Source organism: Duganella aceris (assembly GCF_011090165.1).
GTDB classification, from domain to species: domain Bacteria; phylum Pseudomonadota; class Gammaproteobacteria; order Burkholderiales; family Burkholderiaceae_D; genus Rugamonas; species Rugamonas aceris.
On the sequence record NZ_JAADJT010000018.1, the window covers coordinates 35423 to 60022 of the forward strand.

At 64.9% G+C, this 24600-nt stretch carries 22 protein-coding genes; 17 read left to right on the forward strand and 5 right to left on the reverse strand.

Annotated features, from left to right (window positions below; all coding sequences use genetic code 11):
- Positions 1-33 precede the first annotated feature (33 nt).
- From queA to secF, 5 genes are all read left to right on the forward strand, one after another.
- The gene (queA, locus tag GW587_RS28555) at positions 34-1059 is read left to right on the forward strand and encodes a tRNA preQ1(34) S-adenosylmethionine ribosyltransferase-isomerase QueA (RefSeq protein ID WP_166108298.1); all 1026 of its coding nucleotides are present in this window, start codon (positions 34-36) and stop codon (positions 1057-1059) included.
- 2 nt (positions 1060-1061) lie between these two features.
- Entirely contained in the window at positions 1062-2201 is a 1140-nt protein-coding gene (gene tgt, locus GW587_RS28560; protein WP_166108299.1) for a tRNA guanosine(34) transglycosylase Tgt, read from the forward strand.
- Between the two features lie 78 nt (positions 2202-2279).
- On the forward strand, positions 2280-2615 hold the full coding sequence (gene yajC, locus GW587_RS28565) for a preprotein translocase subunit YajC (protein WP_166108300.1): 336 nt from the start codon (positions 2280-2282) through the stop codon (positions 2613-2615).
- 59 nt (positions 2616-2674) lie between these two features.
- Positions 2675-4540, forward strand: coding sequence for a protein translocase subunit SecD (gene secD / locus GW587_RS28570; RefSeq protein ID WP_166108301.1), 1866 nt, complete (start codon positions 2675-2677; stop codon positions 4538-4540).
- A 15-nt stretch (positions 4541-4555) separates the two neighbouring features.
- Positions 4556-5578 (forward strand): protein translocase subunit SecF, encoded by a 1023-nt coding sequence (gene secF, locus GW587_RS28575; protein WP_166108302.1) that lies wholly within the window; start codon positions 4556-4558, stop codon positions 5576-5578.
- Positions 5579-5631: 53 nt separating this feature from the next.
- On the opposite strand, the gene GW587_RS28580 is transcribed toward secF, so the two are convergent.
- On the reverse strand, positions 5632-6522 hold the full coding sequence (locus tag GW587_RS28580) for a LysR family transcriptional regulator (RefSeq protein ID WP_166108303.1): 891 nt from the start codon (positions 6520-6522) through the stop codon (positions 5632-5634).
- Positions 6523-6592: 70 nt separating this feature from the next.
- Here GW587_RS28580 and GW587_RS28585 point away from each other — a divergent pair, with 70 nt between their 5' ends.
- The 5 genes from GW587_RS28585 to eutC all read left to right on the forward strand — a co-directional run bounded on the left by GW587_RS28585 (position 6593) and on the right by eutC (position 11579).
- The gene (locus GW587_RS28585) at positions 6593-7159 is read left to right on the forward strand and encodes a chromate transporter (protein ID WP_166108304.1); all 567 of its coding nucleotides are present in this window, start codon (positions 6593-6595) and stop codon (positions 7157-7159) included.
- Positions 7152-7682, forward strand: a complete 531-nt coding sequence (locus GW587_RS28590; RefSeq protein ID WP_166108305.1) for a chromate transporter — start codon at positions 7152-7154, stop codon at positions 7680-7682. Before GW587_RS28585 ends, GW587_RS28590 begins: the two co-directional genes overlap by 8 nt.
- Before the next feature lie 99 nt (positions 7683-7781).
- A complete protein-coding gene (gene eat, locus GW587_RS28595; RefSeq protein WP_166108306.1) occupies positions 7782-9131 on the forward strand; it encodes an ethanolamine permease in 1350 nt (449 codons plus the stop codon).
- A 14-nt stretch (positions 9132-9145) separates the two neighbouring features.
- On the forward strand, positions 9146-10537 hold the full coding sequence (locus GW587_RS28600) for an ethanolamine ammonia-lyase subunit EutB (protein WP_166108335.1): 1392 nt from the start codon (positions 9146-9148) through the stop codon (positions 10535-10537).
- Positions 10530-11579, forward strand: a complete 1050-nt coding sequence (gene eutC, locus GW587_RS28605; RefSeq protein ID WP_166108307.1) for an ethanolamine ammonia-lyase subunit EutC — start codon at positions 10530-10532, stop codon at positions 11577-11579. Before GW587_RS28600 ends, eutC begins: the two co-directional genes overlap by 8 nt.
- A gap of 123 nt (positions 11580-11702) precedes the next feature.
- Here the strand turns inward: eutC and GW587_RS28610 are convergent, their stop codons facing one another.
- From GW587_RS28610 to GW587_RS28620, 3 genes are all read right to left on the reverse strand, one after another.
- The gene (locus GW587_RS28610) at positions 11703-12539 is read right to left on the reverse strand and encodes an HDOD domain-containing protein (RefSeq protein ID WP_166108308.1); all 837 of its coding nucleotides are present in this window, start codon (positions 12537-12539) and stop codon (positions 11703-11705) included.
- Between the two features lie 88 nt (positions 12540-12627).
- Positions 12628-12909 carry a hypothetical protein gene (locus tag GW587_RS28615; RefSeq protein WP_166108309.1) on the reverse strand — a complete coding sequence of 94 codons (282 nt, stop codon included), beginning with the start codon at positions 12907-12909 and terminating at the stop codon, positions 12628-12630.
- Entirely contained in the window at positions 12906-13379 is a 474-nt protein-coding gene (locus GW587_RS28620) for a MarR family winged helix-turn-helix transcriptional regulator (protein WP_166108310.1), read from the reverse strand. Before GW587_RS28620 ends, GW587_RS28615 begins: the two co-directional genes overlap by 4 nt.
- Before the next feature lie 80 nt (positions 13380-13459).
- On the opposite strand from GW587_RS28620, the gene GW587_RS28625 reads away from it, so the two are divergent.
- Together GW587_RS28625 and GW587_RS28630 are read left to right on the forward strand one after the other, a co-directional pair.
- Positions 13460-14374: a DMT family transporter gene (locus GW587_RS28625; protein ID WP_166108311.1), complete on the forward strand. Its 915-nt coding sequence runs from the start codon at positions 13460-13462 to the stop codon at positions 14372-14374.
- 39 nt (positions 14375-14413) lie between these two features.
- Positions 14414-15361: a GlxA family transcriptional regulator gene (locus GW587_RS28630; RefSeq protein WP_166108312.1), complete on the forward strand. Its 948-nt coding sequence runs from the start codon at positions 14414-14416 to the stop codon at positions 15359-15361.
- Between the two features lie 100 nt (positions 15362-15461).
- Here GW587_RS28630 and GW587_RS28635 read toward each other — a convergent pair whose 3' ends face one another.
- A complete protein-coding gene (locus GW587_RS28635; RefSeq protein ID WP_166108313.1) occupies positions 15462-18035 on the reverse strand; it encodes a transporter substrate-binding domain-containing protein in 2574 nt (857 codons plus the stop codon).
- 247 nt (positions 18036-18282) lie between these two features.
- Here GW587_RS28635 and GW587_RS28640 point away from each other — a divergent pair, with 247 nt between their 5' ends.
- The 5 genes from GW587_RS28640 (at position 18283) to astB (ending at position 24506) form a co-directional block, all read left to right on the forward strand.
- Positions 18283-19527 carry an acetylornithine/succinyldiaminopimelate transaminase gene (locus GW587_RS28640; protein ID WP_166108314.1) on the forward strand — a complete coding sequence of 415 codons (1245 nt, stop codon included), beginning with the start codon at positions 18283-18285 and terminating at the stop codon, positions 19525-19527.
- A gap of 62 nt (positions 19528-19589) precedes the next feature.
- On the forward strand, positions 19590-20627 hold the full coding sequence (locus tag GW587_RS28645) for an arginine N-succinyltransferase (protein ID WP_166108315.1): 1038 nt from the start codon (positions 19590-19592) through the stop codon (positions 20625-20627).
- A 13-nt stretch (positions 20628-20640) separates the two neighbouring features.
- Positions 20641-21696 carry an arginine N-succinyltransferase gene (gene astA / locus GW587_RS28650; RefSeq protein ID WP_166108316.1) on the forward strand — a complete coding sequence of 352 codons (1056 nt, stop codon included), beginning with the start codon at positions 20641-20643 and terminating at the stop codon, positions 21694-21696.
- On the forward strand, positions 21689-23158 hold the full coding sequence (astD, locus tag GW587_RS28655; RefSeq protein ID WP_166108317.1) for a succinylglutamate-semialdehyde dehydrogenase: 1470 nt from the start codon (positions 21689-21691) through the stop codon (positions 23156-23158). Before astA ends, astD begins: the two co-directional genes overlap by 8 nt.
- Before the next feature lie 10 nt (positions 23159-23168).
- Positions 23169-24506, forward strand: a complete 1338-nt coding sequence (astB, locus tag GW587_RS28660; protein ID WP_166108318.1) for an N-succinylarginine dihydrolase — start codon at positions 23169-23171, stop codon at positions 24504-24506.
- The last annotated feature ends 94 nt before the right edge of the window (positions 24507-24600 follow it).

The window sequence follows — 24600 nt, forward strand, 5'->3', positions numbered from 1 at the left end:
ACTGGGTTTTTAAACAGTATTTAGAAGTTAGCCATGTATTCGCTCTCCGATTTTGATTTTAACTTGCCGCAGGAACGTATTGCGCAATTCCCGCTGCCGGACCGCAGCGCCTCCCGCCTCCTGCACCTGGACGGCGCGACCATCATCGACCGCCAGTTCGCCGACATCGTCGGCCTGCTGCAGGCCGGCGATCTGCTGGTGATGAACGACACCCGCGTACTGAAGGCGCGCTTCTTCGGCGTCAAGGACAGCGGCGGAAAGGTCGAGGCGCTGGTCGAGCGCGTGCTGGACAGCCGCACCGTGCTGGCCCAGGTGCGCGCCTCCAAGTCGCCGGGACCGGGCGTGAAGATCCGCCTGGCCGATGCCTTCGACGTCACCGTCGGCGAGCGCGCCGGCGAGTTCTTCACGCTGCACTTCGATGCCGACGTCTTCGATCTGATCGAGGCGCACGGCCGGCTGCCGCTGCCGCCCTACATCGAGCACGATGCCGATTCGTTCGACGAGACGCGCTATCAGACGGTGTTCAACAAGGTGCCCGGCGCGGTGGCCGCGCCGACCGCCGGCCTGCATTTCGACGAGAAGCTGCTGGCGGAGCTGAAGGCCAAGGGCGTCAACTTCGCCTATGTGACGCTGCACGTCGGCGCCGGCACCTTCCAGCCGGTGCGCAACGAGGTGCTGGCCGAGCACAAGATGCACACCGAGTGGTACACCATGCCGCAGGAAACCGTGGACGCCGTGCGCGGGACCCGCGCCGCCGGCCGCGATGTGGTGGCGGTCGGCACCACCAGCCTGCGCGCGCTGGAGTCGGCGTCGCAGAGCGGGCAGCTGGAGGCGGGCAGCGCCGATACCGCACTGTTCATCACGCCCGGCTACCGGTTCAAGACGGTGACCCGGCTGATCACCAATTTCCACCTGCCGAAGTCGACGCTGCTGATGCTGGTGTCGGCGTTCGCCGGTTTTGTAGAGATCCGCAAGGCCTACGCCCATGCGATCGCCAATGAATACCGCTTCTTCAGCTATGGCGACGCCATGTTGCTGACGACGCAAAACAAGGAATAAGCATGCTCGAATTTACACTGCACAAGACCGATACCAGCGGCCTGACCAAGGCGCGTCGCGGCGAAGTGAAACTGAACCACGGCGTAGTCCAGACCCCGATCTTCATGCCGGTCGGCACCTATGGTTCGGTCAAGGCGATGTCGCCGCTGGAATTGAAGGAAATCGGCGCGCAGATCATCCTGGGCAACACTTTCCACCTGTGGCTGCGTCCGGGCAACGATGTGATGTCCAAATTCGGCGGCCTGCACGACTTCATGGCCTGGGACAAGCCTATCCTGACCGACTCCGGCGGCTTCCAGGTGTTTTCGCTGGGCGCGATGCGCAAGATCACCGAAGAGGGCGTCCACTTCAACTCGCCGATCAACGGCGACAAGCTGTTCCTGTCGCCGGAAGTGTCGATGCAGATCCAGCGCGTGCTGAACTCCGACATCGTCATGCAGTTCGATGAATGCACCCCGTACGAAATCGATGGCCGCCCGGCAACGCTGGATGAAGCAGCCAAGTCGATGCGCATGTCGCTGCGCTGGGCGCAACGCTCGCACGACGAGTTCCATCGCGGCGAGAACCCGAACGCGCTGTTCGGCATCGTCCAGGGCGGCATGTTCGAGAACCTGCGCGACGAGTCGCTGGCTGGCCTGCAGGAGATCGATTTCCCGGGCGTCGCCATCGGCGGCCTGTCGGTCGGCGAGCCGAAGGAAGACATGATGCGCATGCTGGCCCACGTCGGCCCGCGCCTGCCGGCCGACAAGCCGCACTACCTGATGGGCGTCGGCACGCCGGAAGACCTGGTGGCCGGCGTCTCCAACGGCATCGACATGTTCGATTGCGTGATGCCGACCCGTAACGCGCGCAACGGCTGGATCTTCACCCGCTTCGGCGACGTCAAGATCAAGAACGCGCGTTACAAGGATGACAAGGAACCGCTGGACAGCACCTGTTCCTGCTACGCCTGCCGCAATTTCTCGCGCGCCTACCTGCACCATCTGAACCGCACCCAGGAAATCCTGGGCGCGCGCCTGAACACCATCCACAACCTGCATTACTACCTGGATATCATGCGCCAGATGCGCGAAGCGCTGGACGAGGACCGTTTTCACGCCTGGACCTTGCAATTCCACGCCGAGAGGGCACGTGGGGTGTAAATGTCCTAACGGCTTGCCGCCAGTGCTAGAATACAGCGCTGTTTTTTCAAACTACACATATATATATCGGAGTCACCCGTGTTCATTTCCAATGCTTATGCCCAATCCAATCCACTCGAATCGCTCGGCGGCGCCGGCGGTTTCCTGGGCCAGTATGGTTTCCTGATTCTGATGTTCGTGGCGATGTATTTCCTGATGATCCGTCCTCAGCAAAAACGCGCCAAGGAACAAAAAGCCATGATGGAAGCGCTGGCCAAGGGCGACGAAGTGGTCACCGCCGGCGGCGTTCTGGGCAAGATCTCGAAGATCGCCGACGCCTACATCACGCTGGAAATCTCCACCGGCACGGAACTGGTGGTTCAAAAGAGCGCGATCACCATGGTGTTGCCTAAAGGCACGCTGAAGACGCTGTAATCCCGCCGGCCCGCGTCCGCGCGGGCCCTCCGACGTCTGCTATCGAACGCTAGAACAATATGAATCGCTATCCAGTCTGGAAATACATCCTTATCGCCGTGGCCATCCTGCTGGGCGCGCTGTTTACCGCGCCTAACTACTTCGGCGAATCGCCGGCGGTGCAGGTCACGAGCGGCAAGTCGACGGTCAAGATGACGTCCGACATGGCGGCCAAGGTGGCCGACGTGCTGACCAAGGAAGGCATCGCCAACAACGGCATCGCTTTCGACGGCACCGGCACCTATGCGTCCGTGCGCGCCCGCTTCGCCACCCCCGACATCCAGTTCCGCGCCAAGTCGGTGCTGGAAAAAGGCCTGAACACCGATCCGACCGATCCGACCTACCTGGTCGCGCTGAACCTGCAATCGGACACTCCTAAATGGATGCAAAGCCTGCACGCGCTGCCGATGTACCTCGGCCTCGACTTGCGCGGCGGCGTGCACTTCCTGATGCAGGTCGACGCCAAGGCGGTGCTGACCAAGCGCGTCCAGGGTATCCAGGCCGCGGCCCGCAGCTCGCTGCGCGACAAGAATGTGCGTCACGCCGGTATCGATCTGGTCGGCGACACCGTCGAAATCAAATTCCGCGACGAAGCCACGCGCCAGAAAGCCAAGGATGTATTGTCCGGCCAGCTGGCCGACCTGCTGTTCACCGACTCCGGAAGCGGCGACGCGCTGAAAACCGTGGTCAGCCTGAAACCGGCCGCGCTGAAGCAAACCATCGACGACGGCGTCAAGCAGAACATCTCCACGCTGTCGAAGCGTGTGAATGAACTGGGCGTGGCCGAACCGATCATCCAGCAGCAAGGCCCTGACCGCATCGTGGTCCAGCTGCCGGGCGTGCAGGACGTGGCGCGCGCGCGCGCCGTGATCGGCCGCACCGCGACGCTGGAAGTGCGCATGGTCGACGAATCGGTCACCCCGGGCACCGAACTGTCGGCGGCGATTCCGTTCAACTCGGAGCTGTTCACCGTCGGCAAAGGCGTGCCGGTCGTATTGACCAAGGACGTGGTGCTGACCGGCGATTACATCTCCAGCGCCACCGCCAGCATGGACCAGAACAACCAGCCTGCCGTCAGCATCGACCTGAACGGCGACGGCGGCCGCCGCATGCGCGACGCCACCCGCGAACGCGTGGGCAAGAAGATGGCCATCGTGTTGAAGGAAAAAGGCAAGCCGGAAGTGCTGTCGGTCGCCACCATCCAGAGCGAACTGGGTAGCCGCTTCCAGATCACCGGCATGGGCAACGCCGAGAACTCGAACGAACTGGCGCTGCTGCTGCGCTCCGGCGCGCTGGCCGCGCCGATGGAAGTGATCGAGGAACGCACCATCGGACCGCAACTGGGCGCCGAGAACATCAACAAAGGTCTGCACTCGACGATGTACGGCTTCGCCGCGATCGCGATCTTCATGATCTTCTACTACATGATGTTCGGCTTCTTCAGCGTGCTGGCGCTGGCCTGCAACCTGCTGCTGCTGGTGGCGCTGCTGTCGCTCATGCAGGCGACGCTGACTCTGCCGGGCATGGCCGCTATCGCGCTGGCGCTGGGTATGGCGATCGACTCGAACGTGCTGATCAACGAGCGTATCCGTGAAGAGCTGCGCGCCGGCGCCACGCCGCAAGGCGCGATCGCCGCCGGCTTCGACCGCGCGTGGGCCACCATCATCGACTCCAACGTGACGACGCTGATCGTCGGCGTGGCGCTGTGGGTGTTCGGCTCCGGTCCGATCCGCGGCTTCGCCGTGGTGCACACGCTGGGTATCCTGACGTCGATGTTCTCCGCCGTGTTCATCTCGCGCGGCGTGGTCAACCTCTGGTACGGCCGCAAGAAGAAGCTGCAATCGATCGCTATCGGCACCGTCTGGGTGCCTGGCCAGACGAAATAACTAGAGGCTCACGACATGGAATTTTTCCGCATCAAAAAAGACATACCGTTCATGCGCCACGCGCTGGTGTTCAACGTCGTTTCGGCGTTGACCTTCGTGGCGGCCGTGTTCTTCCTGTTCCACCGTGGCCTGCATCTGTCGGTGGAGTTCACCGGCGGCACCGTGATGGAGCTGAAATACCAGCAGGCGGCGAATCTGGAAAAGATACGCCACACGCTGGAGACCATCGGCTACGAACAGCCTGAAGCCACCGGCTTCGGCACCGCGCACGACGTGATGCTGCGTCTGCCGGTGGTGAAGAACGTCAGCTCCAAGGATGCATCGGCGCTGGTGTTCGACGCGCTGTGCAAGGCCGAAACCGGCGCCATGAAGCAGATCGACACCGTGACCGCCAAGGGCGAGCACGTGGTCAAGCAATCCTGCTCCGACACCGCCGGCGGCGAGCTGGTGGCGTTGCAGAAGGTGGAATTCGTCGGCCCGCAGGTCGGCGATGAGCTGACCCAGAACGGCCTGAACGCGCTGGTGATGGTGATCATCGGTGTGATGATCTACCTGGCCGTGCGCTTCGAATGGAAATTCGCGGTCGCCGCGATCATCGCCAACTTGCACGACGTGGTGATCATCCTGGGCTTCTTCGCCTTCTTCCAGTGGGAATTCTCGCTGACGGTGCTGGCCGGCGTGCTGGCGGTGCTGGGTTACTCGGTCAACGAGTCGGTGGTTATCTTCGACCGTATCCGCGAAAACTTCCGCAAGCAGCGCAAGGCGTCGGTGCATGAAGTGATCGACAACGCGATCACCTCGACCATCTCGCGTACCATCATCACCCACGGTTGCACGCAGATGATGGTGCTGTCGATGCTGTTCCTGGGCGGTCCGACGCTGCACTACTTCGCGATGGCGCTGACCATCGGTATCTGCTTCGGTATCTACTCGTCGGTGTTCGTCGCCGCCGCCGTGGCCATGTGGCTGGGCGTGAAGCGCGAAGACCTGATCAAGCCGATCAAGGAAAAAGACGAAACGGACGGCGCGGTGGTTTAAGCGTCTCCGGTTTCAACAGATCCCGCCCCGCGTTCGCGCCGGGCGGGATTTTTTCATTTGGCGCGGAGGATCATGTCGTACAGCGCCTGCGCCGCCGGCGACAGGTGGCCGGCCTTGCGTGTGATCAGCGCCAGCTGGCGCGAGATCACCGGCTCTTTCAGCTTGATGATGCGCAGGCGCGGGTAGCTGCCTTTCTGTATGCCGAGATTGGGCACGATGGCGGCCGAGATGCCGGACGCCACCAGGCCGACGGCGGTGGAGCTGCGCTGCACTTCGTACTGAAAGTGCAGCGTCAGGTTCAGGCTCTTGCTGCCCAGGTAGCTATCGAGCACGGCGCGGTTGCCGTTGACGTCGCCGGAGAAGATCAGCGGATAGGGCTGGATCTGCGCCCAGGTCAGCGAGCGGCGGCGCGCCAGCGGATGGTCGTCGCGGCACACCAGCACGAACTGGTCGTCCATCAGCGGGACCGAGGTCAGCTCCGGGTGATTGGTGCCGGCCAGGTTGATGCCGAATTCCGCTTCCCGGCGCAACACCGTTTCCGCCACCCTCGCCGACGCGTGGTCGAGAATCTTGATGCGATTGTCCGGATAGAGCGCAGAGTATTCCTGGATGATCTGCGGCAGATACTGGATCCCCACCGTCGGCACGCAGGCCAGCGTGACGTCGCCGCGCCGCGCCTTGCCGGTCTCGCGGATCTCGTTCAGCGTCGACGACAGCTCCAGCAACAGGCGCCGCGCCTGCGGCAGGAAGTCCTTGCCGATGCTGGTCAGCGCGATCGAGCGGGTGGTGCGCTCGACCAGCTTCACACCGAGAAAATCCTCCAGGTTGCGCAGCCGCTGCGTCACTGCGGTCTGCGTCACGTACAGCGTTTCCGCCGCCTTCTGGAAGCCGCCGTGGTCCGCGATGGCGACAAATGCCTGTACGCCGAGGATGTCGATTTTCATCAGAAATATGAATGAATGGTCTAAATAAACTCATTTTACTTATATTTGTCGCAGGGCGAAAATTCTTCCCATGAACACGCCAACACCCACTACGATTTTCCTGGTCTTCTCCAAGCTGGCGCTGATGGGCTTCGGCGGCGTGATGCCGTTCGCCTACCGCGCGCTGGTCGAGCAGCAGAAGTGGCTGACCGCCGAGGAGTTCGCACACTACCTCGCCCTGAGCCAGATGCTGCCGGGGCCCAGCATCTGCAACGTCTCCCTGATGGTGGGGAACCGCTACGCGGGCGTGGCCGGCGCGCTCGCCGCCGTCGGCGGCTTGATCGTCGGCCCGTTCTTCATCGTGATCGGCTTGGGCATCCTCTACCAGCAGTTCGGCGAGTTGCCCTTGTTCCGCAACGCCATCAGCGGCATGGCCGCCGTGGCCTCCGGCCTGATTCTGGCGACGGCGCTGAAGATGGCGAAGTCGCTGTTCGCCAAGGCCGACTGGCGCGACCGTCGTTATCGCCTGAAAGCGGCGTTGCTGGCGCTGGCCTTTGTCGGCTTGGGCGTCTTGCAGTGGAAGCTGGTGGTGGTGTTTTGCCTGCTGGCGCCGTTGGGCACCGCCGCCGCATATCTGATCGGAGAAAAAAATGGATGAGCAATCACCGGTATGGGAATTGTCGCTGCACATCGCGGTGATGTCCCTTATGGCGGTCGGCGGCGGCGTGGTGCTGCTTGGTCCGCAGGTCGGCCAGTACGTGGTTGAAGTCCAGCACTGGCTGACGGGCGGGCAGTTCGCCGCCGCGTATGCGATCGCGCAGGCCGCGCCCGGGCCCAACCTGCTGTTCATTTCACTGGTCGGCTGGCTGATCGCCGGCTGGACCGGCGCCATCCTGACCACGCTGGCGGTGCTGGTGCCATCGACGCTGCTCACGTTGTCGGTGGTGCGCATGAATACTTCCCGCTTCAGCGGCCGGCTGTCGACGGCGTTGGGCGTGGCTTTCGCGCCGATATCGATCGGCTTCCTGGCCGCCACCGGCTGGCTGTTCGCGCGGATGTCGAATCCGGACTGGCGCGCGGACGTGCTGACCGCCTTGGCCGCCCTGATCCTGCTGCGCACCAAACTGAATCCCGTGTTGCTGATCGCCGTCGGCGCGGCACTGGGCATGGCGCAGTTGTAGGCCCGGCTGCACCAATCGCGTGCGGCCGCGCTGGCGTGTGCCCCTGGCGTTGGCTGGCATGTTGCTTGCATAATGGTTAATACTTCGGAGGAGCGGACTATGACACCAACTTTGCAGAAAACGCTGGGCACGTTTCAACTGTGGGGCATCGCGGTAGGGCTGGTGATCTCCGGCGAGTATTTCGGCTGGAGTTACGGCTGGGCGTCGGCCGGCACGCTGGGCTTCACCGTCACCGCGCTGTTCATCGCGGCGATGTATGCGACCTTCATCTTCAGCTTCACGGAGCTGACCACCTCCATTCCGCATGCCGGCGGGCCGTTCGCCTACAGTAAGCGCGCCTTCGGGCCGACCGGTGGCTTCATCGCCGGCGCGGCGACGCTGATCGAATTCGTCTTCGCGCCGCCGGCGATCGCGCTGGCCATCGGCGCTTATCTGAACGTGCAATTCCCGACGGTCGATCCCAAGCTGGCGGCGGTCGGCGCGTATCTGGTCTTCATGACGCTGAATATTCTCGGCGTGCAGGTCGCGGCGACTTTTGAGTTGCTGGTGACGCTGCTGGCGATCTTCGAGCTGCTGGTGTTCATGGGCGTGGTGTCGCCGGGCTTCTCGACGGCCAACTTCGTCAAGGGCGGCTGGTCGGGGCAGGATCATTTCAGCATGGCGGCGGTGCCGGGCATGTTCGCGGCGATTCCGTTCGCGATCTGGTTCTTCCTGGCGATCGAGGGCGTGGCGATGGCGGCGGAGGAGGCCAAGGATCCGAAGCGTTCGATCCCGATCGCCTACATCGCCGGCATCATCACGCTGGTGCTGCTGGCGGTGGGCGTGATGGTGTTCGCCGGCGGCGCGGGCGACTGGACCAAGCTGGCCAACATCAACGATCCGCTGCCGCAGGCGATGAAGATCATCGTCGGCGAGAACAGCAACTGGCTGCACATGCTGGTGTGGCTTGGGCTGTTCGGCTTGATCGCTTCCTTCCACGGCATCATCCTCGGCTACTCGCGGCAGATTTATGCGCTGGCGCGCGAGGCTTATCTGCCGCCGTACTTCGCCAAGATCCATCCGCGTTTCAAGACGCCGCATCGCGCCATCCTGGCCGGCGGCGTGGTCGGCATCGCGGCGATCTACAGCGATGAGCTGATCAAGATCGGCGGCCAGACCTTGACCGCGAATATCGTGACCATGTCGGTGTTCGGTGCGATCACGATGTATATCATCAGCATGCTGAGTCTCTTCAAGCTGCGTCGTGCGGAGCCGGAGATGGTGCGGCCGTTCCGCGCGCCGCTCTTTCCCTTCTTTCCGGCCTTCGCACTGTTGGGCGCCGTGGTCTGCATGGCGACCATGATCTATTACAATCCTCTGATCTTCGCTTTGTTTGCGACCTTCCTTGCTTGTGGCTATGGGTTCTTCCTCGCCACCAAGAGCAAGCGTCTGGAGCACTTGGTGGCGTAGTCGAAAGGGGAATGATGGGCAGTTTTTCGCATATGGTCGGCGACAGGACGTATCAGTTTCGCGATCTGAAGGACTTGATGGCCAAGGCGACGCCGGCGCGCTCCGGCGATTACCTGGCCGGCCTTGGCGCGGCCAGCGCGGAGGAGCGGGTGGCGGCGCAGATGACGCTGGCGGCGCTGCCGCTCACCACCTTCGTCAACGAGTCGGTGATCCCGTATGAGCAGGATGAGGTGACGCGCTTGATCGTCGATATGCATGACGCGGCGGCGTTCGCGCCGGTCGCGCATTTGACGGTCGGCGATTTCCGCAACTGGCTGTTGTCCGACGCGGTCGATGCGGCCGCGCTGGCGGCGCTGGCGCCGGGGATCATGCCGGAGATGGCGGCGGCGGTGTCCAAGATCATGCGCATTCAGGATCTGGTGCTGGTGGCGCGCAAGTGCAGCGTGACGACGCGCTTCCGCAATACCATCGGCCTGCCGGGGCGGTTGTCGACGCGCTTGCAGCCGAATCATCCCACCGACGATGCGAGCGGCATCGCGGCCAGTTTGCTCGATGGCCTCTTGTACGGCAGCGGTGATGCGGTCATCGGTATCAATCCGGCGACCGACAATGTGCCGCAGGTGATCCGTATCGTCTCCATGCTGGACGAGATCATTGCGCGCTATGACATTCCGACGCAGTCCTGCGTGTTGACGCATGTGACCAATACCATCGCGGCCATCGAGCGTGGTGCGCCGGTGGATCTGGTGTTCCAGTCGATCGCCGGCACCGAGGCGGCCAATGCGGGCTTCGGCGTGACGCTGTCGCTGCTGGAGGAGGCGCGGCAGGCGGCGTTGTCGCTCAAGCGTGGCACGGTCGGGGACAATGTGATGTATTTCGAGACGGGGCAGGGTAGTGCGTTGTCGGCCAATGCGCATCATGGCGTCGATCAGCAGACTTGCGAGGCGCGGGCTTATGCGGTGGCGCGGCGCTTTCAGCCGCTGTTGGTGAATTCGGTGGTGGGGTTTATCGGGCCGGAGTATCTGTATGACGGCAAGCAGATCATGCGCGCGGGGCTGGAGGATCATTTCTGCGCGAAGTTGCTTGGTTTGCCGATGGGGTGCGATGTCTGCTATACCAATCATGCGGAGGCGGATCAGGATGATATGGATGTGCTTCTGACCATGCTGGGTGCGGCGGGGTGCACGTTTGTGATGGGGGTGCCGGGGGCGGATGACATCATGCTCAATTATCAGACCACGTCGTTTCATGATGCGCTGTATGCGCGGCGGGCGCTGGGCTTGAGGCCGGCGCCGGAGTTCGAGGCTTGGCTGCGGACGATGGGGATCTTCGATGGCGATGCGCCGAGCGGCAGGCTGCCAACGGCGTTTAGCAATGCTTTGTTGCGGTTGGCGGCGCATGAGTAGCGGCGTGCCGGCGGGCGAGGGCGTGGATGGCGCGGTGACGGCGGCAGCAGCGGCAGCACCGGCGCCGGCGGGCGTCACGGAGAATCCTTGGCAGTCGCTGCGCCGGTTCACCGCTGCGCGCATCGCGTTGGGGCGCAGCGGCGTGAGCCAGCCGACCGATTCGCAATTGGCGTTCCAGCTGGCCCACGCCCAGGCGCGCGACGCGGTGCACCTGGCGCTGGACCACAAAGCGCTGGCCGACAAGTTGCGCGAGGCGTGCAAGCCGACCCGCGCCCCCAACGGCGCGATGGCTGCCGTCGCCGATGCCCCAGCCGCCGCTGCCGCCGCCCCAGCCGCCGCCGCCCCGGCTGCCGCCGCCGCCCCGGCCGCCGCCGCCGCACTGGCCCCTGCCTCCGATGCCCAGGCCGCCGCCCCGGCCGACGGCCAGCCGCGCGCGTTGGCTTGTCTTAGCCTGCACAGCGCGGCGGAGAATCGTCACGTTTATCTGCAACGCCCCGACCTTGGCCGTAGGCTGGATGAGGCGTCGCGGCAAGCGCTGGAGGCGCTGCGGCCGGATGGTGCGCCGTCGCTGCAGTACGACCTCGCATTTGTCATTGCCGACGGTTTGTCCGCCCTGGCGATCGAACAAAACGCGGCGCCATTCCTGCGCGCGCTGATGGCGCGGCTGTCGGCGGAACAATGGAGCATCGCGCCACTGGCCATCGTCCAGCAAGGCCGCGTCGCGATCGGCGACGAAATCGCGTACCTGCTGAACGCGCGCGCCGTCGTCGTGCTGATCGGTGAACGTCCCGGCCTCAGCTCCCCGGACAGCATGGGCCTCTACCTGACCTGGGCGCCACAACCAGGCCTCACCGACGCCGCCCGCAACTGCATCTCGAACGTGCGCCCGGCCGGCCTGCCCTGCGAAGCCGCCGCCTTCAAGCTGCACTACCTGCTCGCCGAATCGCGCCAACGCCAACTATCCGGCGTCGCCCTGAAAGACGAAACCGAAGACGAAAGCGCCGCACTGGACGCGCCGCAGCGTAACTTCCTGCTGGAGTGAGAGCATGGCCTGCTATGTGAACTGGCGCACAGAGAAAAAGGGAGGCAGCGGCTATTCTGTACTTGTCTCCTCTGGAGGAGATCCCTAGTTTTGGACTTCGCCCGCTACCAAGCGGGCTTTTTTTTACAACATCAACACCGCATACAGCGACTGCACCTCATGCGCCGACTCGGTCATGATCGCATGCAGCGTCCCTTCGCCGACCACGAAGTCGATGGTGCGCGCCCCTTGCAGCGTGGTCGCGCCGGGCCGCTGATACAGCGGCGAATGCACCGGCGCCAGATCGTTGGCCAGCAACAGCGTATCGCCCAGCGTCTCCGGCGGCAGCGCGCGCAGGCCGATCCACATCGCCTCGATCGCCTTGTACACGCCCTCCGGCACGCCCAGCTTGGTCAACACGCCGCGACCGATGTCGATCTCGCCATGCTCGACCCAATCCTCCGGCTCGCCCTCCATCACCTCCGGATACTCGCCGGCGCAGGACAGCATGTAGAACCCCGCCACCTCGTGCACGATGCCGGCGAACAGCGCCGTATCCGGATCGACGTGGGTGACGCGGCGCGCGATGACCTGCGACAGCGCCGCCACATGCGCCGTGTGTTCCCACAATTGATTGACCTTGGCCAGCAGCGCCGGGTCGGTGACCTGGCTGCCGATCTGGCGCACGATCAGCGCCGCGACCAGCGATTGCAAGGTGCGCACGCCGAGCCGCTGCACCGCCGCGCGCACGCTGGAGATTTCAGTACCGGAACGGTTGTAGGCCACCGAGTTGGCGATGGCGACACTGCGCGCCGCCAGCAACGGGTCCGCCTGGATCAGCCGGGCGGCCGCTTCGACGTGGCAATCGGGATCGCTCAGCGCCTGTTGCAGGCGCAGCGAGGCATTGACGTTGGCCGGGAACGTCAGTTCACCCCGGCTCGCTTGAGCAGCGATGTTCTTGAAGGCGTCGAGTCTGTCCATTGCCAAAAATTATACTCCGAATATTGCCGTAGGGCACTTTTCCAGAAAATACTTTCTTGTGTCGCAACGCACGCCTTCCGGCGCGGGATTACTGCTCGCTGAAGATGGCGTCGCAGCCGTCCTGGGTGGCGTCGGTGTCTTGCAGCTCGTCGACCAGGCCCAGGTCGAACAATTCTTCGATGGCATTCATGAAGCTGTTGTGCTTGGTCGCGCCGATCAGGCGATAGATTTCGCCGGCTTCGTTGCGGACGCCGATCAGCAGTTTTTCCTGGCGCACTTCGTCCGGCGTCGCGACGTTGAGCAGGATGTTGCCGACAATGTGTTTGTCGAACTTGGCAGGCTTTTTGCCTTCGAGCAGAGTGGTTTTCAAATGATTTCCTTGGTTGGGTCGGGAGTGGACGGGTATCCGGAAGCGCCGGCCATGATCACAGTTTTGAGCTTGGACAGGTTTTTTTCAAGGTCGGCGAAATCGTCGTCGCTGTATGCCGCGAACGCCTTGCCGCTTTCCGCGATGACATGCGGGAACACCGTGCAAAACACCCGCTCGCCTTCCTTGGTCAAGCGCACGAAGAAGGAACGTTTATCGCAGTCGCTGCGCTGACGTTCCACCAGTCCTTTTTGTTCCAGCCGCTCGATCACGCCGGTCAGCGTGCCCTTGGTGATCAGCGTCTTGTCGCCCAGTTCTTTATAGGACATGCCGGAGGTATTGCCCAGCGTGGCGATGATGTCGAACTGGGGATGCGTCAAGCCGCTCCGGCGCACGTACTCGCCGGAGAGCCGTTCGTAGCCCTGCATGCATTCGGCCAGCAGCCGGATACTTTTCAAGAATCGTTCACCCATAGACCGTGATTATAGCCGGTTCGCCACAGCCGTCCCGCCGGGTTAAGATACGGCAAACTACAATATTGATAAGAAAACCCATGCCTTCACACCTGCGCGGCATCGCCGCACTGTTGATCGTCACCCTCGTCTGGGGCACCACCTTCCCCGCCATGAAGGATATGACCGGCTACCTGTCGGCGAGCTGGATCGTGCTGTGCCGCTTCGCGCTGGCCAGCGTGCTGCTGTTGCCCTTCCTGTGGCGCGCCCGCTGGCAAGACCTGCGCTGGGGCATCGTCGCCGGAGTGGTGTTGTTCCTGTGCTACGTATTTCAGATCGAAGGGCTGGCGCTGACCAGCTCCAACCGCAACGCCTTCATCACCGGCCTCAACGTGCTGGTGCCGCCGCTGCTGGGCATCCTGCTGGGGGCGAAGCTGGAGCGCCGCATCTTCGTCGCGCTGCTGCTGTCGCTGGCCGGGCTGTTCGCGCTGTGCTGGGAAGGCAGCTTCAACTGGGGACGCGGCGATACGCTGGCGCTGCTGTGCGCGCTGTTCTTCGGCCTCTACGTCAAGCTGATGGAGACCTTCACCCGCAAGACCGACAAACTGATGGTGCTGACCGCGTCGCAGATCGTCACGGTGGCGCTGTGCGCGGCGGCGTGGCTGCTGATCCGCGAAGTGCCGCTGGGCCTGGCCGAGCGCAGCCAGGATCTGCCGGATTACATCGCCTATATCTCCAAGGGCTTGCGGATGTACAGCGTCAACCTGGTCTACCTGGGCGTGATCGCGACGGCGGCCATCATCTCGCTGCAGACCTGGGGCCAGAGCCACAGCAGCGCCAACGAGGCGGCGGTGATCTACGCCTTCGAGCCGGGTTGCGCGGCGATCTTCGCGTATTTCTGGCTGGGCGAGACGCTGGCCTGGAACGGCCTGCTCGGCGCGGCCTTGCTGATCTCCGGTATGATAGTGAGCCAGTGGAGCACCGAGCGTCCCGCCGCCGCGCTGGCGCCGGAATAGCCGGCCCGCTTAATCATCATAAAGATCGCCTGCCGCCCGATGTCCTTCGCTAATCTTTCCGCTCTCGCCCAGCAGCGACCGTTGCGCCTGCTGCTGGTGAACGCGGGCGAGGCCGACGCGATCACCTGGGCCGGCCTGGTGCAGCCGCTGCGCCTGGCCGCTGCCGCGCTCGGCCGCGAGGTGCTGCACCTGGAAACCATGACCCCGGCGCAAGTGGTGCTGGCGCAGCCGGGCTGGCACATCGCGCTGCTGGTGGCCGACGAGAACCAGACGCCGCTGGCGCCCGAGCTGGCGCGCGCCGTCATCGAGCGTTGCCGATCCGCCGAATACTGGGGCGGCGTCGGCGCCGGCGTCTTGTGGCTGGCGTCCGCCGGCTTGATGGCCGGGGTGCGCATCGCGCTGCCGTGGGCCTTGTACGCCGACACCGAAAGCATCACCGAGCGCGCGCTGCTGACCCCGCATCTGTTCGAACTCGATGGCCGCCACCTGAGCTGCTGCGGCGGCGCCGCGTCGATCGACTTTTCGCTGACGCTGATCGAGAGCCTGTTCGGCGCCGGGGTGCAGGCCGACATCAAGGAAGGCCTGTGCATCGAGCGCGTGCGCGGCCCGGAGGAGCGGCAGCGGGTCGCGTTGCAAGCGCGCTTCGGCGCCTTGCAGCCGCGCCTGTCCGAGGCGGTGACGCTGATGGAGACCAATATCGAGGAACCGCTGTCGACCGACGACATCGCCAACCTGGTCGGGCTGTCGCGGCGGCAGCTGGAGCGGCTGTTCAAGCAATACCTGGGCAGCCTGCCGTCGCGTTACTACCTGGAGCTGCGCCTGCAGCGCGCGCGCCAGCTGCTGCTGGAGACCAATCATTCGATCGTGCAGGTGGGCTTGATGTGCGGCTTCTCGTCCGGCTCGCATTTCTCCACCGCCTTCGGCGCGCTGTTCGGCAACACGCCGCGCGAGGAACGCCAGCGCAAGCTGATGCCACCGGCCGGTTAGCTACCTTCGGTGTCAGTGCCGACATTCGGACACGAGCTCAACCGTGGTGCTTCATCACGGTTGAGCTCGTGTCCGAATGTCGGCACTGACACCTGTGGGGTTAGCTGGGTAGCGGGGCGAGGCCGTGCGCGCCGGCGACGGTGCTGGCGGTCAGGCGCGGGGCCGAACGCGGCAGCGCGATCTGGAAGGTGGTGCCCTGGCCGGGACTGCTTTGCACCACGATGCTGCCGCCCAGCACGCCGCTGACCATGGTCTGCACAATGTACAAGCCGAGCCCCGATCCGCCCTGGCCCAGCCGCGTGGTGAAGAAGGGATCGTAGATCTTGCCGCGATGCTCGGGCGGGATGCCGGCGCCGTCGTCGGCGTACTGGATGTCGACCCGCTCGTCCTGCAGGCTGGCGCTGATCCGCACCCGCCCCGCATCCTTGCCGGCGAAACCGTGCACCAGCGTGTTCTCCAGCAGATTGCACAGCACCTGCGCCAGCGGACCGGGGAAGCTGTCCATCTGCAGCGTCTCCGCGATGTCGACCTCGATGCGGTGCGGCGTCGCCTTCCATGCGTTGTGGTGGCTGGCGATCACTTCCTCGACCGTGCGCCGCAGCGGGAACAAGCGCCGCCGCGCGCTGGCCTGGTCCACCGCCAGTTCCTTGAAGTTGTCGATCAGCCCGGCGGCGCGGTGGGCGTTGCGTTCGATGATCTCGCACGCCAGCTTGCTCTGCACCACGAAGTCCTCCACCGAGGAGCGCTTCAGCTTGCCTTCCAGCGCGGCCTGGCCGAAGGTGACCAGGTGCGCCTTCAGCGTGGTCGACGCCGTCAGCGTGCTGCCCAGCGGCGTGTTCAGCTCGTGCGCGATGCCGGCCACCAGCCGCCCCAGCGACGCCACCTTCTCGGTCTGCACCAGCTGGTCGGCCGCGACCCGCAGGTCGTCGTTGGCGCGGCGCAGCTCGGCGGTGCGTTGTTCGACGCGCAGTTCCAGCGCCGCGTTCAGCCGCTGGATGTCCGCTTCGCGGGCGCGGCGCGCGCTCACCTCCTGTTGCAGTTCGGCGGTGCGGCGCTTGACCATCACCCGCAGCTGGAAGATGAAGGCCAGCGCGATCGCGATCGCCAACAGCAGCGCGCCCAGCGGGCGGTAGTCGGTCTCGTGGTCGAAGCGCACCACGGTCCATTTCTGCTTGAAGCCGTCGCGCTCGAATTTCGGGATCGCGGCCAGCGCCAGATTCAGGATCGGCGGCAGTTCGGCCCAGTCGTTGCGCACGCCGAAGCCGACCTTGTAGTTGTATTCGGTCTCGCCGGAGACGCGGATGTCGCTGGTGCCCAGCTCGACCAGCTGGTGGGTGCCGGTCAGCAGCGGCGCCACCACCGCGCTGACCTCGTCGCGGTGCAGCAGGTCGAGCGCGACCTTGAAGCTGATCGCGGTCACCGGCACGATCGAGGGCCAGTCGCGCGGCAGCATTTCGGCCACGCCGGCGCGGGTGCTGACCGCCACCCGCTTGCCGTTCAGGTTGCTCAGGCCGGGCGCCGGCGGCGCGCTGGTGGCGGTGTAGATCACGATCGGCGAGGTGAGGAAGGGATCGCTCAACGTCATGAAACGCTGCCGGCTCTCGGTTTGCGAGATCGCCGACAACATGTCGACCTCGTGCTGTTCCAGCCGGCCCAGTATCAATTCGGGATCGCGCATCGGCACCAGCTCGAAGCGCACGCCCAGCATCTCTTCGACGCGGCGCAGGTATTCCTGCGAGATGCCGCGCGGCTTGCCGTCGTCGCCGACCGATTCGATCGGCGCGCGCGCGGCGTCGACTCCGACCCGGATCACCGGATGCGCGGCCAGCCAGGCCCGCTGCGCCGCCGTCAACTGCAGGTCGCGCTCGACCGGCACGCCGTTGGCGGTCGACAGCCAGCGGGTGTGGATCTGTTCCTGCTCGGCGGCGGTGATCGCGGCCAGGCCCTTGTTGACGATCGATAGCAGTTCGGGCGCGTCGTTGCGCAGGCCGATGCGGGTCGCGGCCGCCTCCGAGTAGTAGTACAGCAGCGCGATCCTGAGCCGCGATCCGCTGGCGGCGATGGCGCGCTGCACCACCGGCAGGTCGTCGAAAAAGGCGTCCGCCATGCCGGCCTGGATGCGCGCCATGGCCTGCGGCGGGTCGTCGACTTCGACCAGCACGCAGTCCGGGCAGCGCGCGCGCAGCAACGGCACCCGTGCCGTGTCGCGCATGACGGCGATGCGGCGCCCGGCCATCGCCGACAGTGTGTGGATGTCCTGCTGGCCGGGGCGGGTCGCCAGCGCGATCGGCAATTCCAGGTAGGGCAGCGAGAACGCCAGCTTGTCGCGGCGCTCCGGCCGGTCGTTCGCGCACAGCAGGCCGTCGACCTGGTGCGCCATCGCCTGCTCCAGCGCCTTTTCCCACGTGCTGCCGGCGAAGCGGATGGTCAGGCCGGTCTTGGCCGCGATCAGGTTGGCGTAGTCGATCGAGACGCCGGCGAACGAGGCGCCTTCGGCGTCGCTGCGGCGGAAGTTCAGCGGCGGGTTGTTCTGGTCCAGTGCCAGTGTGACGACGGGATGGGCTTGCAGCCAGGCCTGTTCGGCCGGTGTCAGCGACACCTGGCCCTGGCCCGACGCGGCGGGCGCGGGCGCGCACAGCGCCGCCAGCAGCAGGCCGCAGAGCATTCGTGCCATCCGAACCAGTCCACCGTATCGCATAGTTCTCCTGGCAATTAATTGCAGAGTGTTTGGATAGGATAAAGACAAGTGAGCATGATGACAAGCTAACTGTTGCTCGATTGCATGGCCTTTCAGGCAAGGTTGCGGCGCGGCTAAAAGTGAAAATCCTTGTCGCCATTAGAAAAGAGTTTTAGCATGCCGCTTTTTATAATGGGTCACCGCGGCGCTGTGCCGCACGTACCCAACATTGATAGGGAATGCCATGAACGCCAAGCTCGATACGACCGCCGCCACCCGTCCTGTGACTCGTCAGACCTTCGACGACGTCCTGGTGCCTACGTACGCACCTGCGGCGATGGTTCCGGTCCGAGGCGCTGGCCTGGACCTGTGGGACCAGAATGGCAAGCATTACCTGGACTTCACCTCCGGCATCGCGGTCGCGGCGCTGGGCCACTGCCACCCGGGCGTGGTCGAGGCGCTGACGCGCCAGGCCAACACCCTGTGGCACCTCGGTAACGGCTACACCAACGAGCCGGTGCTGCGTCTGGGCCTGGCGATCACCGAAGCGACCTTCGCCGACCGCGCCTTCTTCTGCAACTCCGGCGCCGAAGCCAACGAAGCGGCGCTGAAGCTGGCGCGCAAATACGCGCATACCAAGTTCGGTCCGCACAAGTCGCGCATCGTGTCGTGCTACCAGTCGTTCCACGGCCGCACGCTGTTCACCGTGTCGGTCGGCGGCCAGTCGAAGTACACCGAAGGCTTCGAGCCGCTGCCGCCGTCGATCGACCATATCGTTTATAACGATATCGAGTCGGCGCGCGCCGCCATCGGCGACGATGTCTGCGCCGTGATCGTCGAACCGCTGCAAGGCGAAGGCGGCGTGGTGCCTGGAGATAAGGCCTTCCTGCAAGAGCTGCGCGACCTGTGCGACAAGACCGGCGCCGTGCTGATCTTCGACGAGGTGCAGTCGGGCATGGGCCGCACCGGCGATCTGTTCAACTACATGAGCTACGGCATCGTGCCGGACGTGCTGACCTCGGCCAAGGCGCTGGGCAACGGCTATCCGATCGCGGCGATGCTGACCACGCACGAACTGGCCGCCACCTTGAGCGTCGGCTCGCACGGCACCACCTACGGCGGCAACCCGCTGGCCGCGACCGTGGCGCTGACGGTGCTGGAGACCATCAACCAGCCGGCCTTCCTGGCGCGCGTCAAGGAAGCCGGCGCCAAGCTGCGCTCGACGATGGAACAGCTGATCGCCGACTACCCGCAGGTGTTCGCGCAGGTGCGCGGCGCCGGCTTGTTGCTGGGCATGGTCGTGACCGACGCGTGGAAGGGCCGTTCGAAGGATATCCAGAAGGCCGCCGAAGGCAACGGCATGATGGTGCTGATCGCGGGCATGGATGTGGTGCGCCTGGCGCCGGCGCTGATCGTCACCGACGCGCAGATCGGCGAAGCCGACCGCATCCTGCGCCTGTCGCTGGATGGTCTGATCAACGCGGCATAAGCTTCCCCGTTGTTACTCTGGCCCGGCGTCCGCCGGGCCAGTCGCATTTTCAAGGAGTCCACATGTATGTAGTCCGTCCGGTCGAACTTGCGGATATCGCTGCCCTCGAAGCGCTGGCAGCCGTGCCCATGCCGGGAGTGCATACCCTGCCGAAGACGCGCGAGAAAATCCTCGCCATGATCGAGCGTTCGATCGCGTCCTTCGCCGCCCATGTCGACATCCCCAGCGAAGAGTCCTATGTGCTGGTGCTCGAATCGCTGGCCGACAAGAGCATCGCCGGCACCGCCGCGATGTTCGCCGCCGCCGGCTCCAACGGCACCTATTTCTCCTTCCGCAACGACGTGATCCAGCAGGTCTCGCGCGACCTGAACATCAGCCACAGCGTGCACGCGCTGACGCTGTGCTCCGAGCTGACCGGCTATTCACAGCTGTCCAGCTTTTACGTCGGCGAGCGCGAATACGGCACGCCGGAAGCGGCGCTGCTGTCGCGCGCGCGGCTGATGTTCGCGGTGCTGGCGCCGCACCGCTTCGCCGACCGCTTCTTCGTGCCGCTGGCCGGCGTCACCGACGGCGACGGCGGCTCGCCGTTCTGGGACGCGCTGGGCCGCAAATTCTTCCAGATGGACTTCCTCGACGCCGAACGCGTCATCGGCGGCGCGCGCAACCGCACGCTGATCGTCGAGCTGATGCCTCACTATCCGGTCTACGTGCCGCTGCTGCCGGGCGACGCGCAGGCGGCGATGGGCCAGATCCATCCTTCCGGCGAGCTGGCGTTCAACCTGCTGACCGCCGAAGGCTTCGAGGCCGACGACTACATCGACATATTCGACGGCGGCCCGATCTTGCAGGCGCACAAGAATTCGCTGCGCACCTTCACCGGCGCCTTGCAGCGCCGCGTCGCGACCTCGGTGGAACAGCCGGACCGGGGCCGCGAACCGCAGCTGCGCTACGCCGTGTCGTCCGGCACCGAACACAATTTCCGCGCCGTGATCACGCATTGCCCGTCGCTGGAATCGCAACTCAGCGTGGCGCTGCCGGTCGACGTACAGGAAGCGCTGCAAGTGGCCGAAGGCGATACCGTCATCTGCGTCAGAATCTAAGAACGGACACCCTATGCTAGTAGTACGCGCAATCCAAGCCGAAGACCTCGACGCCCTGTACGTGATGGCCACGCAGGTCGGCAGCGGCATGACCACCCTCAAGCCGGACATGAAGATGATGGGCGACCGCCTGGCGATCGCGGTCGCCTCGTTCGCCGAAACCATCGCGCCGGAAAAGCGCGACTACATGTTCGTGATGGAGGATACCGACAGCGGCCGCCTGGCCGGCGTGTGCGCCATCAAGGGCGCGGTGGGGCTGAACGAGCCGTTCTACAACTACCGCATCGGCACCCTGGTGCACTCCAGCCGCGAGCTGGATGTGTTCACCCGCATGGAGACGCTGTACCTGTCGAACGACCTGACCGGCAGCACCGAACTGTGCTCGCTGTTCCTGCATCCCGACTACCGCACCGGCAACAACGGCAAGCTGCTGTCGAAGAGCCGCTTCCTGTTCATCGCCCAGTTCCCGCACCTGTTCACCGAAAAGCTGATCGCCGAAATGCGCGGCTACCAGGAGGAGGGCGGACGTTCGCCGTTCTACGAAGGACTGGGCCGGCACTTCTTCAAGATGGATTTCGACCACGTCGACGACCTGACGGCGGTCGGCAAGAAGTCCTTCATCGCCGAGCTGATGCCGCGCCAGCCGCTGTACGTGGCTTACCTGCCGGACGACGCGCAGCAAGTGATCGGCAAGGTCCACACTTCGACCGCGCCGGCGCGCCGCCTGCTGGAGCAGGAGGGCATGTACTTCGAAGGCTATGTCGACATCTTCGACGCCGGCCCGGTGCTGCAGGCGCGCGTGTCCGAGCTGCGCGCCATGCGCGACAGCACGCTGGCCGAGATCGGCCCGGCCACCGACTGGGATTCGGCCTGCGCGCCGGAGAGCGTCGCCGCCGAGCCGATGCTGGTGTCGAACACCACGCTCAAAGATTTTCGCATGATCCTGTCGCAGTCGATGCCGGTCGCCGGCGCCGTCGCGCTGCCGGAAGCGGAGCAGAAGCTCCTGCATTGCCACACCGGCGATACCGTGCGCACACTGACTCTCAACCCGAGGAAAAACAATGGCTAACATCAGCAATTTCATTGGCGGCGAATGGCTCGCCGGCAGCGGCGCCGAACTGGTGACCATCGATCCGTCGAACGGCAAGCAGACCTGGAGCAGCAACGAGTCGACCGCGCAGGATGTCGGCCAGGCTTGCGCCGCCGCGCGTGGCGCGTTCGAGGCCTGGGCGCTGACGCCGCTGGCCGAGCGCATCGCCGTCTGCACCCGCTTCCGCGATCTGCTGAAGCAGGACGCCGAGGAGCTGGCGCTGCTGATCGCCGAGGAAGTCGGCAAGCCGCTGTGGGAAGCGCGCACCGAAGTGACCACCATGGCCAACAAGATCGACATCTCGGTTCAGGCCCACGGCGCGCGTACCGGCGAGACGCAGAGCAAGGTCGCCGACGGCGAGGCGGTGCTGCGTCATCGTCCGCACGGCGTGTTCGGCGTGTTCGGTCCGTACAACTTCCCGGGCCATCTGCCGAACGGCCATATCGTACCGGCGCTGATCGCGGGGAACACCGTGGTGTTCAAGCCGAGCGAGTACGCGCCGCGCACCGCCGTCAAGACGGTGCAGCTGTGGGAGCAAGCCGGCCTGCCGAAAGGCGTGATCAACCTGGTCAACGGCGGCCGCGACGCCGGCGTGGCGCTGGGCCAGAACCCGCTGCTGGACGGCGTGCTGTTCACCGGCAGCTGCCAGACCGGCACCGCGCTGCACAAGCAGTTCGGCGGCCAGCCGGGCAAGATGCTGGCGCTGGAAATGGGCGGCAACAACCCGCTGGTGGTGTGGGACGTCAAGGATATCGACGCCGCCGTGTTCATGGCGATTTCGTCGGCCTTCATCTCGGCCGGCCAGCGCTGTACCTGCGCGCGCCGCCTGATCGTGCGCGAAGGCGCCGAGGGCGATGCGATCGTCAAGCGCCTGGTCGATGTGGCCAGCCGCCTGACCATCGGCGCATCCAACGCCGAACCCGCGCCGTTCATGGGACCGGTGGTGTCGTCGGCGGTCGCAAGGCGCCTGGTGCAGGCGCAAGCCGACCTGGTCGCCAAGGGCGGCAAGCTGCTGCTGGAAATGACGCACCTGCACGCCGACAGCGGTTTCGTCTCGGCCGGCATCGTCGACGTGACCAAGGCGCAGGGCATTCCGGATGAAGAGTGGTTCGGCCCATTGCTGCAAGTGCTGCGCGTCGCCGATTTCGACAGCGCGATCAAGGCCGCCAACGCCACCGAATTCGGCCTGGCCGCCGCGCTGATCTCCAACGACGAGAACCTGTGGAAGATGTTCCAGGTGCGCGCGCGCGCCGGCATCGTCAACTGGAACCGTCCGACCACCGGCGCCGCCAGCAGCGCGCCGTTCGGCGGCGTCGGCAAGTCGGGCAACCATCGCCCGAGCGCCTACTACGCGGCGGACTACTGCGCCTATCCGGTGGCATCGATCGAAAACAACGTACTTGAAATGCCCGCGAAGCTGTCGCCGGGCATGCACTTCTAAGGATAGCTTCATGCGCGCACGCGAATTCAATTTCGACGGCCTGGTCGGCCCATCGCACAACTACGCCGGCCTGTCGTTCGGTAACGTGGCCTCGTTCAGCAACGTCAAGAGCGCTTCGAATCCGAAGCTGGCCGCGTTGCAAGGGCTGGCCAAGATGCGTGCGCTGGCGGCGCGCGGTTTCGGCCAGGCGCTGTTGCCGCCGCAGGATCGTCCGAACTTCCGTCTGCTGCGCAGCATCGGCTTCACCGGCAGCGATGCCGAGGTGCTGGCCAAGGCGGCCAAGGAAGCGCCGGTGATCCTGGCCTGCGCGTATTCGGCTTCGCCGATGTGGACCGCGAACGCGGCGACGGTCAGCCCGTCCGCCGACAGCGCCGACGGCCGCGCGCACTTCACCGCCGCCAACCTGAACAACAAGCTGCACCGCGCTTTCGAGCACGCGCAGTCGGCGCGTTCGCTGCGCGCCATCTTCAAGGACGAGCAGCACTTCGCGGTGCACGACGCGCTGCCCGGCACGCCGGCCTTCGGCGACGAGGGCGCGGCCAATCACACGCGCCTGTGCAAGGACCACGGCAGCGCCGCGGTCGAGATGTTCGTCTACGGCCGCACCGAGTTCGATGCCTCCGCCAGCGCGCCGAAAAAATATCCGGCCCGCCAGACGCTGGAAGCGTCCCAGGCCGTCGCGCGCCTGCACGGCCTGTCGGCCGGGCGCACCGTCTATATCCAGCAGAATCCGGACGTGATCGACCAGGGTGTGTTCCACAATGACGTGATCGCGGTCGGCAACGGCAATGTGCTGTTCTATCACGAGCAGGCCTTCGCCGACGAAGCCGGCGGCCTGGATCAGCTGCGCCGCGCCATGGGCGGCGTGGGCGCCGAACTGAATGCGATCCGCGTCGATACGTCGGCGGTGTCGGTGGCCGATGCGGTGGCCAGCTATCTGTTCAACAGCCAGTTGCTGTCCAAGGATGACGGCAAGATGGCGCTGGTGATTCCGCAGGAGTGCCAGGAGAACGCCGCCGTCGCGGCCTATCTGCAAGGCCTGGTCGCCAGCGGCAACGCGGTCGATGAGCTGATTCATTTCGATCTGCGGCAGTCGATGCGCAACGGCGGCGGTCCGGCGTGCCTGCGCCTGCGCGTGGCGCTGACCGACGCCGAAGCGGCGGCCATGCATCAGGGCGTGGTGATGACCGAGGCGCTGTATCACACGCTGGTGGCGTGGGTGGAGAAGCATTACCGCGACCGTCTGGATCCGTCCGACCTGGCCGATCCGGCGCTGGCGATCGAGGTGCACACGGCGCTGGAGGATTTGAGCCGCATCCTGGGCCTGCCGGGTCTCTACGATTTGTAATCCGGCGATTCAACCCCATTTGGCGATTTAGTGTCTAATATCACGCGCAGCCACAAGCCCGCGCGGCCCTGCAACACAAAATACTCATAACGTA

Coding starts and splice junctions, on each gene's coding strand:
- queA (WP_166108298.1), top strand. CDS start 34: ATGTATTCGCTCTCCGATTTTGATTTTAACTTGCCGCAGGAACGTATT.
- tgt (WP_166108299.1), top strand. CDS start 1,062: ATGCTCGAATTTACACTGCACAAGACCGATACCAGCGGCCTGACCAAG.
- secD (WP_166108301.1), top strand. CDS start 2,675: ATGAATCGCTATCCAGTCTGGAAATACATCCTTATCGCCGTGGCCATC.
- secF (WP_166108302.1), top strand. CDS start 4,556: ATGGAATTTTTCCGCATCAAAAAAGACATACCGTTCATGCGCCACGCG.
- GW587_RS28580 (WP_166108303.1), bottom strand. CDS start 6,522: ATGAAAATCGACATCCTCGGCGTACAGGCATTTGTCGCCATCGCGGAC.
- GW587_RS28585 (WP_166108304.1), top strand. CDS start 6,593: ATGAACACGCCAACACCCACTACGATTTTCCTGGTCTTCTCCAAGCTG.
- GW587_RS28590 (WP_166108305.1), top strand. CDS start 7,152: ATGGATGAGCAATCACCGGTATGGGAATTGTCGCTGCACATCGCGGTG.
- eat (WP_166108306.1), top strand. CDS start 7,782: ATGACACCAACTTTGCAGAAAACGCTGGGCACGTTTCAACTGTGGGGC.
- GW587_RS28600 (WP_166108335.1), top strand. CDS start 9,146: ATGGGCAGTTTTTCGCATATGGTCGGCGACAGGACGTATCAGTTTCGC.
- eutC (WP_166108307.1), top strand. CDS start 10,530: ATGAGTAGCGGCGTGCCGGCGGGCGAGGGCGTGGATGGCGCGGTGACG.
- GW587_RS28610 (WP_166108308.1), bottom strand. CDS start 12,539: ATGGACAGACTCGACGCCTTCAAGAACATCGCTGCTCAAGCGAGCCGG.
- GW587_RS28620 (WP_166108310.1), bottom strand. CDS start 13,379: ATGGGTGAACGATTCTTGAAAAGTATCCGGCTGCTGGCCGAATGCATG.
- GW587_RS28625 (WP_166108311.1), top strand. CDS start 13,460: ATGCCTTCACACCTGCGCGGCATCGCCGCACTGTTGATCGTCACCCTC.
- GW587_RS28630 (WP_166108312.1), top strand. CDS start 14,414: ATGTCCTTCGCTAATCTTTCCGCTCTCGCCCAGCAGCGACCGTTGCGC.
- GW587_RS28635 (WP_166108313.1), bottom strand. CDS start 18,035: ATGGCACGAATGCTCTGCGGCCTGCTGCTGGCGGCGCTGTGCGCGCCC.
- GW587_RS28640 (WP_166108314.1), top strand. CDS start 18,283: ATGAACGCCAAGCTCGATACGACCGCCGCCACCCGTCCTGTGACTCGT.
- GW587_RS28645 (WP_166108315.1), top strand. CDS start 19,590: ATGTATGTAGTCCGTCCGGTCGAACTTGCGGATATCGCTGCCCTCGAA.
- astA (WP_166108316.1), top strand. CDS start 20,641: ATGCTAGTAGTACGCGCAATCCAAGCCGAAGACCTCGACGCCCTGTAC.
- astD (WP_166108317.1), top strand. CDS start 21,689: ATGGCTAACATCAGCAATTTCATTGGCGGCGAATGGCTCGCCGGCAGC.
- astB (WP_166108318.1), top strand. CDS start 23,169: ATGCGCGCACGCGAATTCAATTTCGACGGCCTGGTCGGCCCATCGCAC.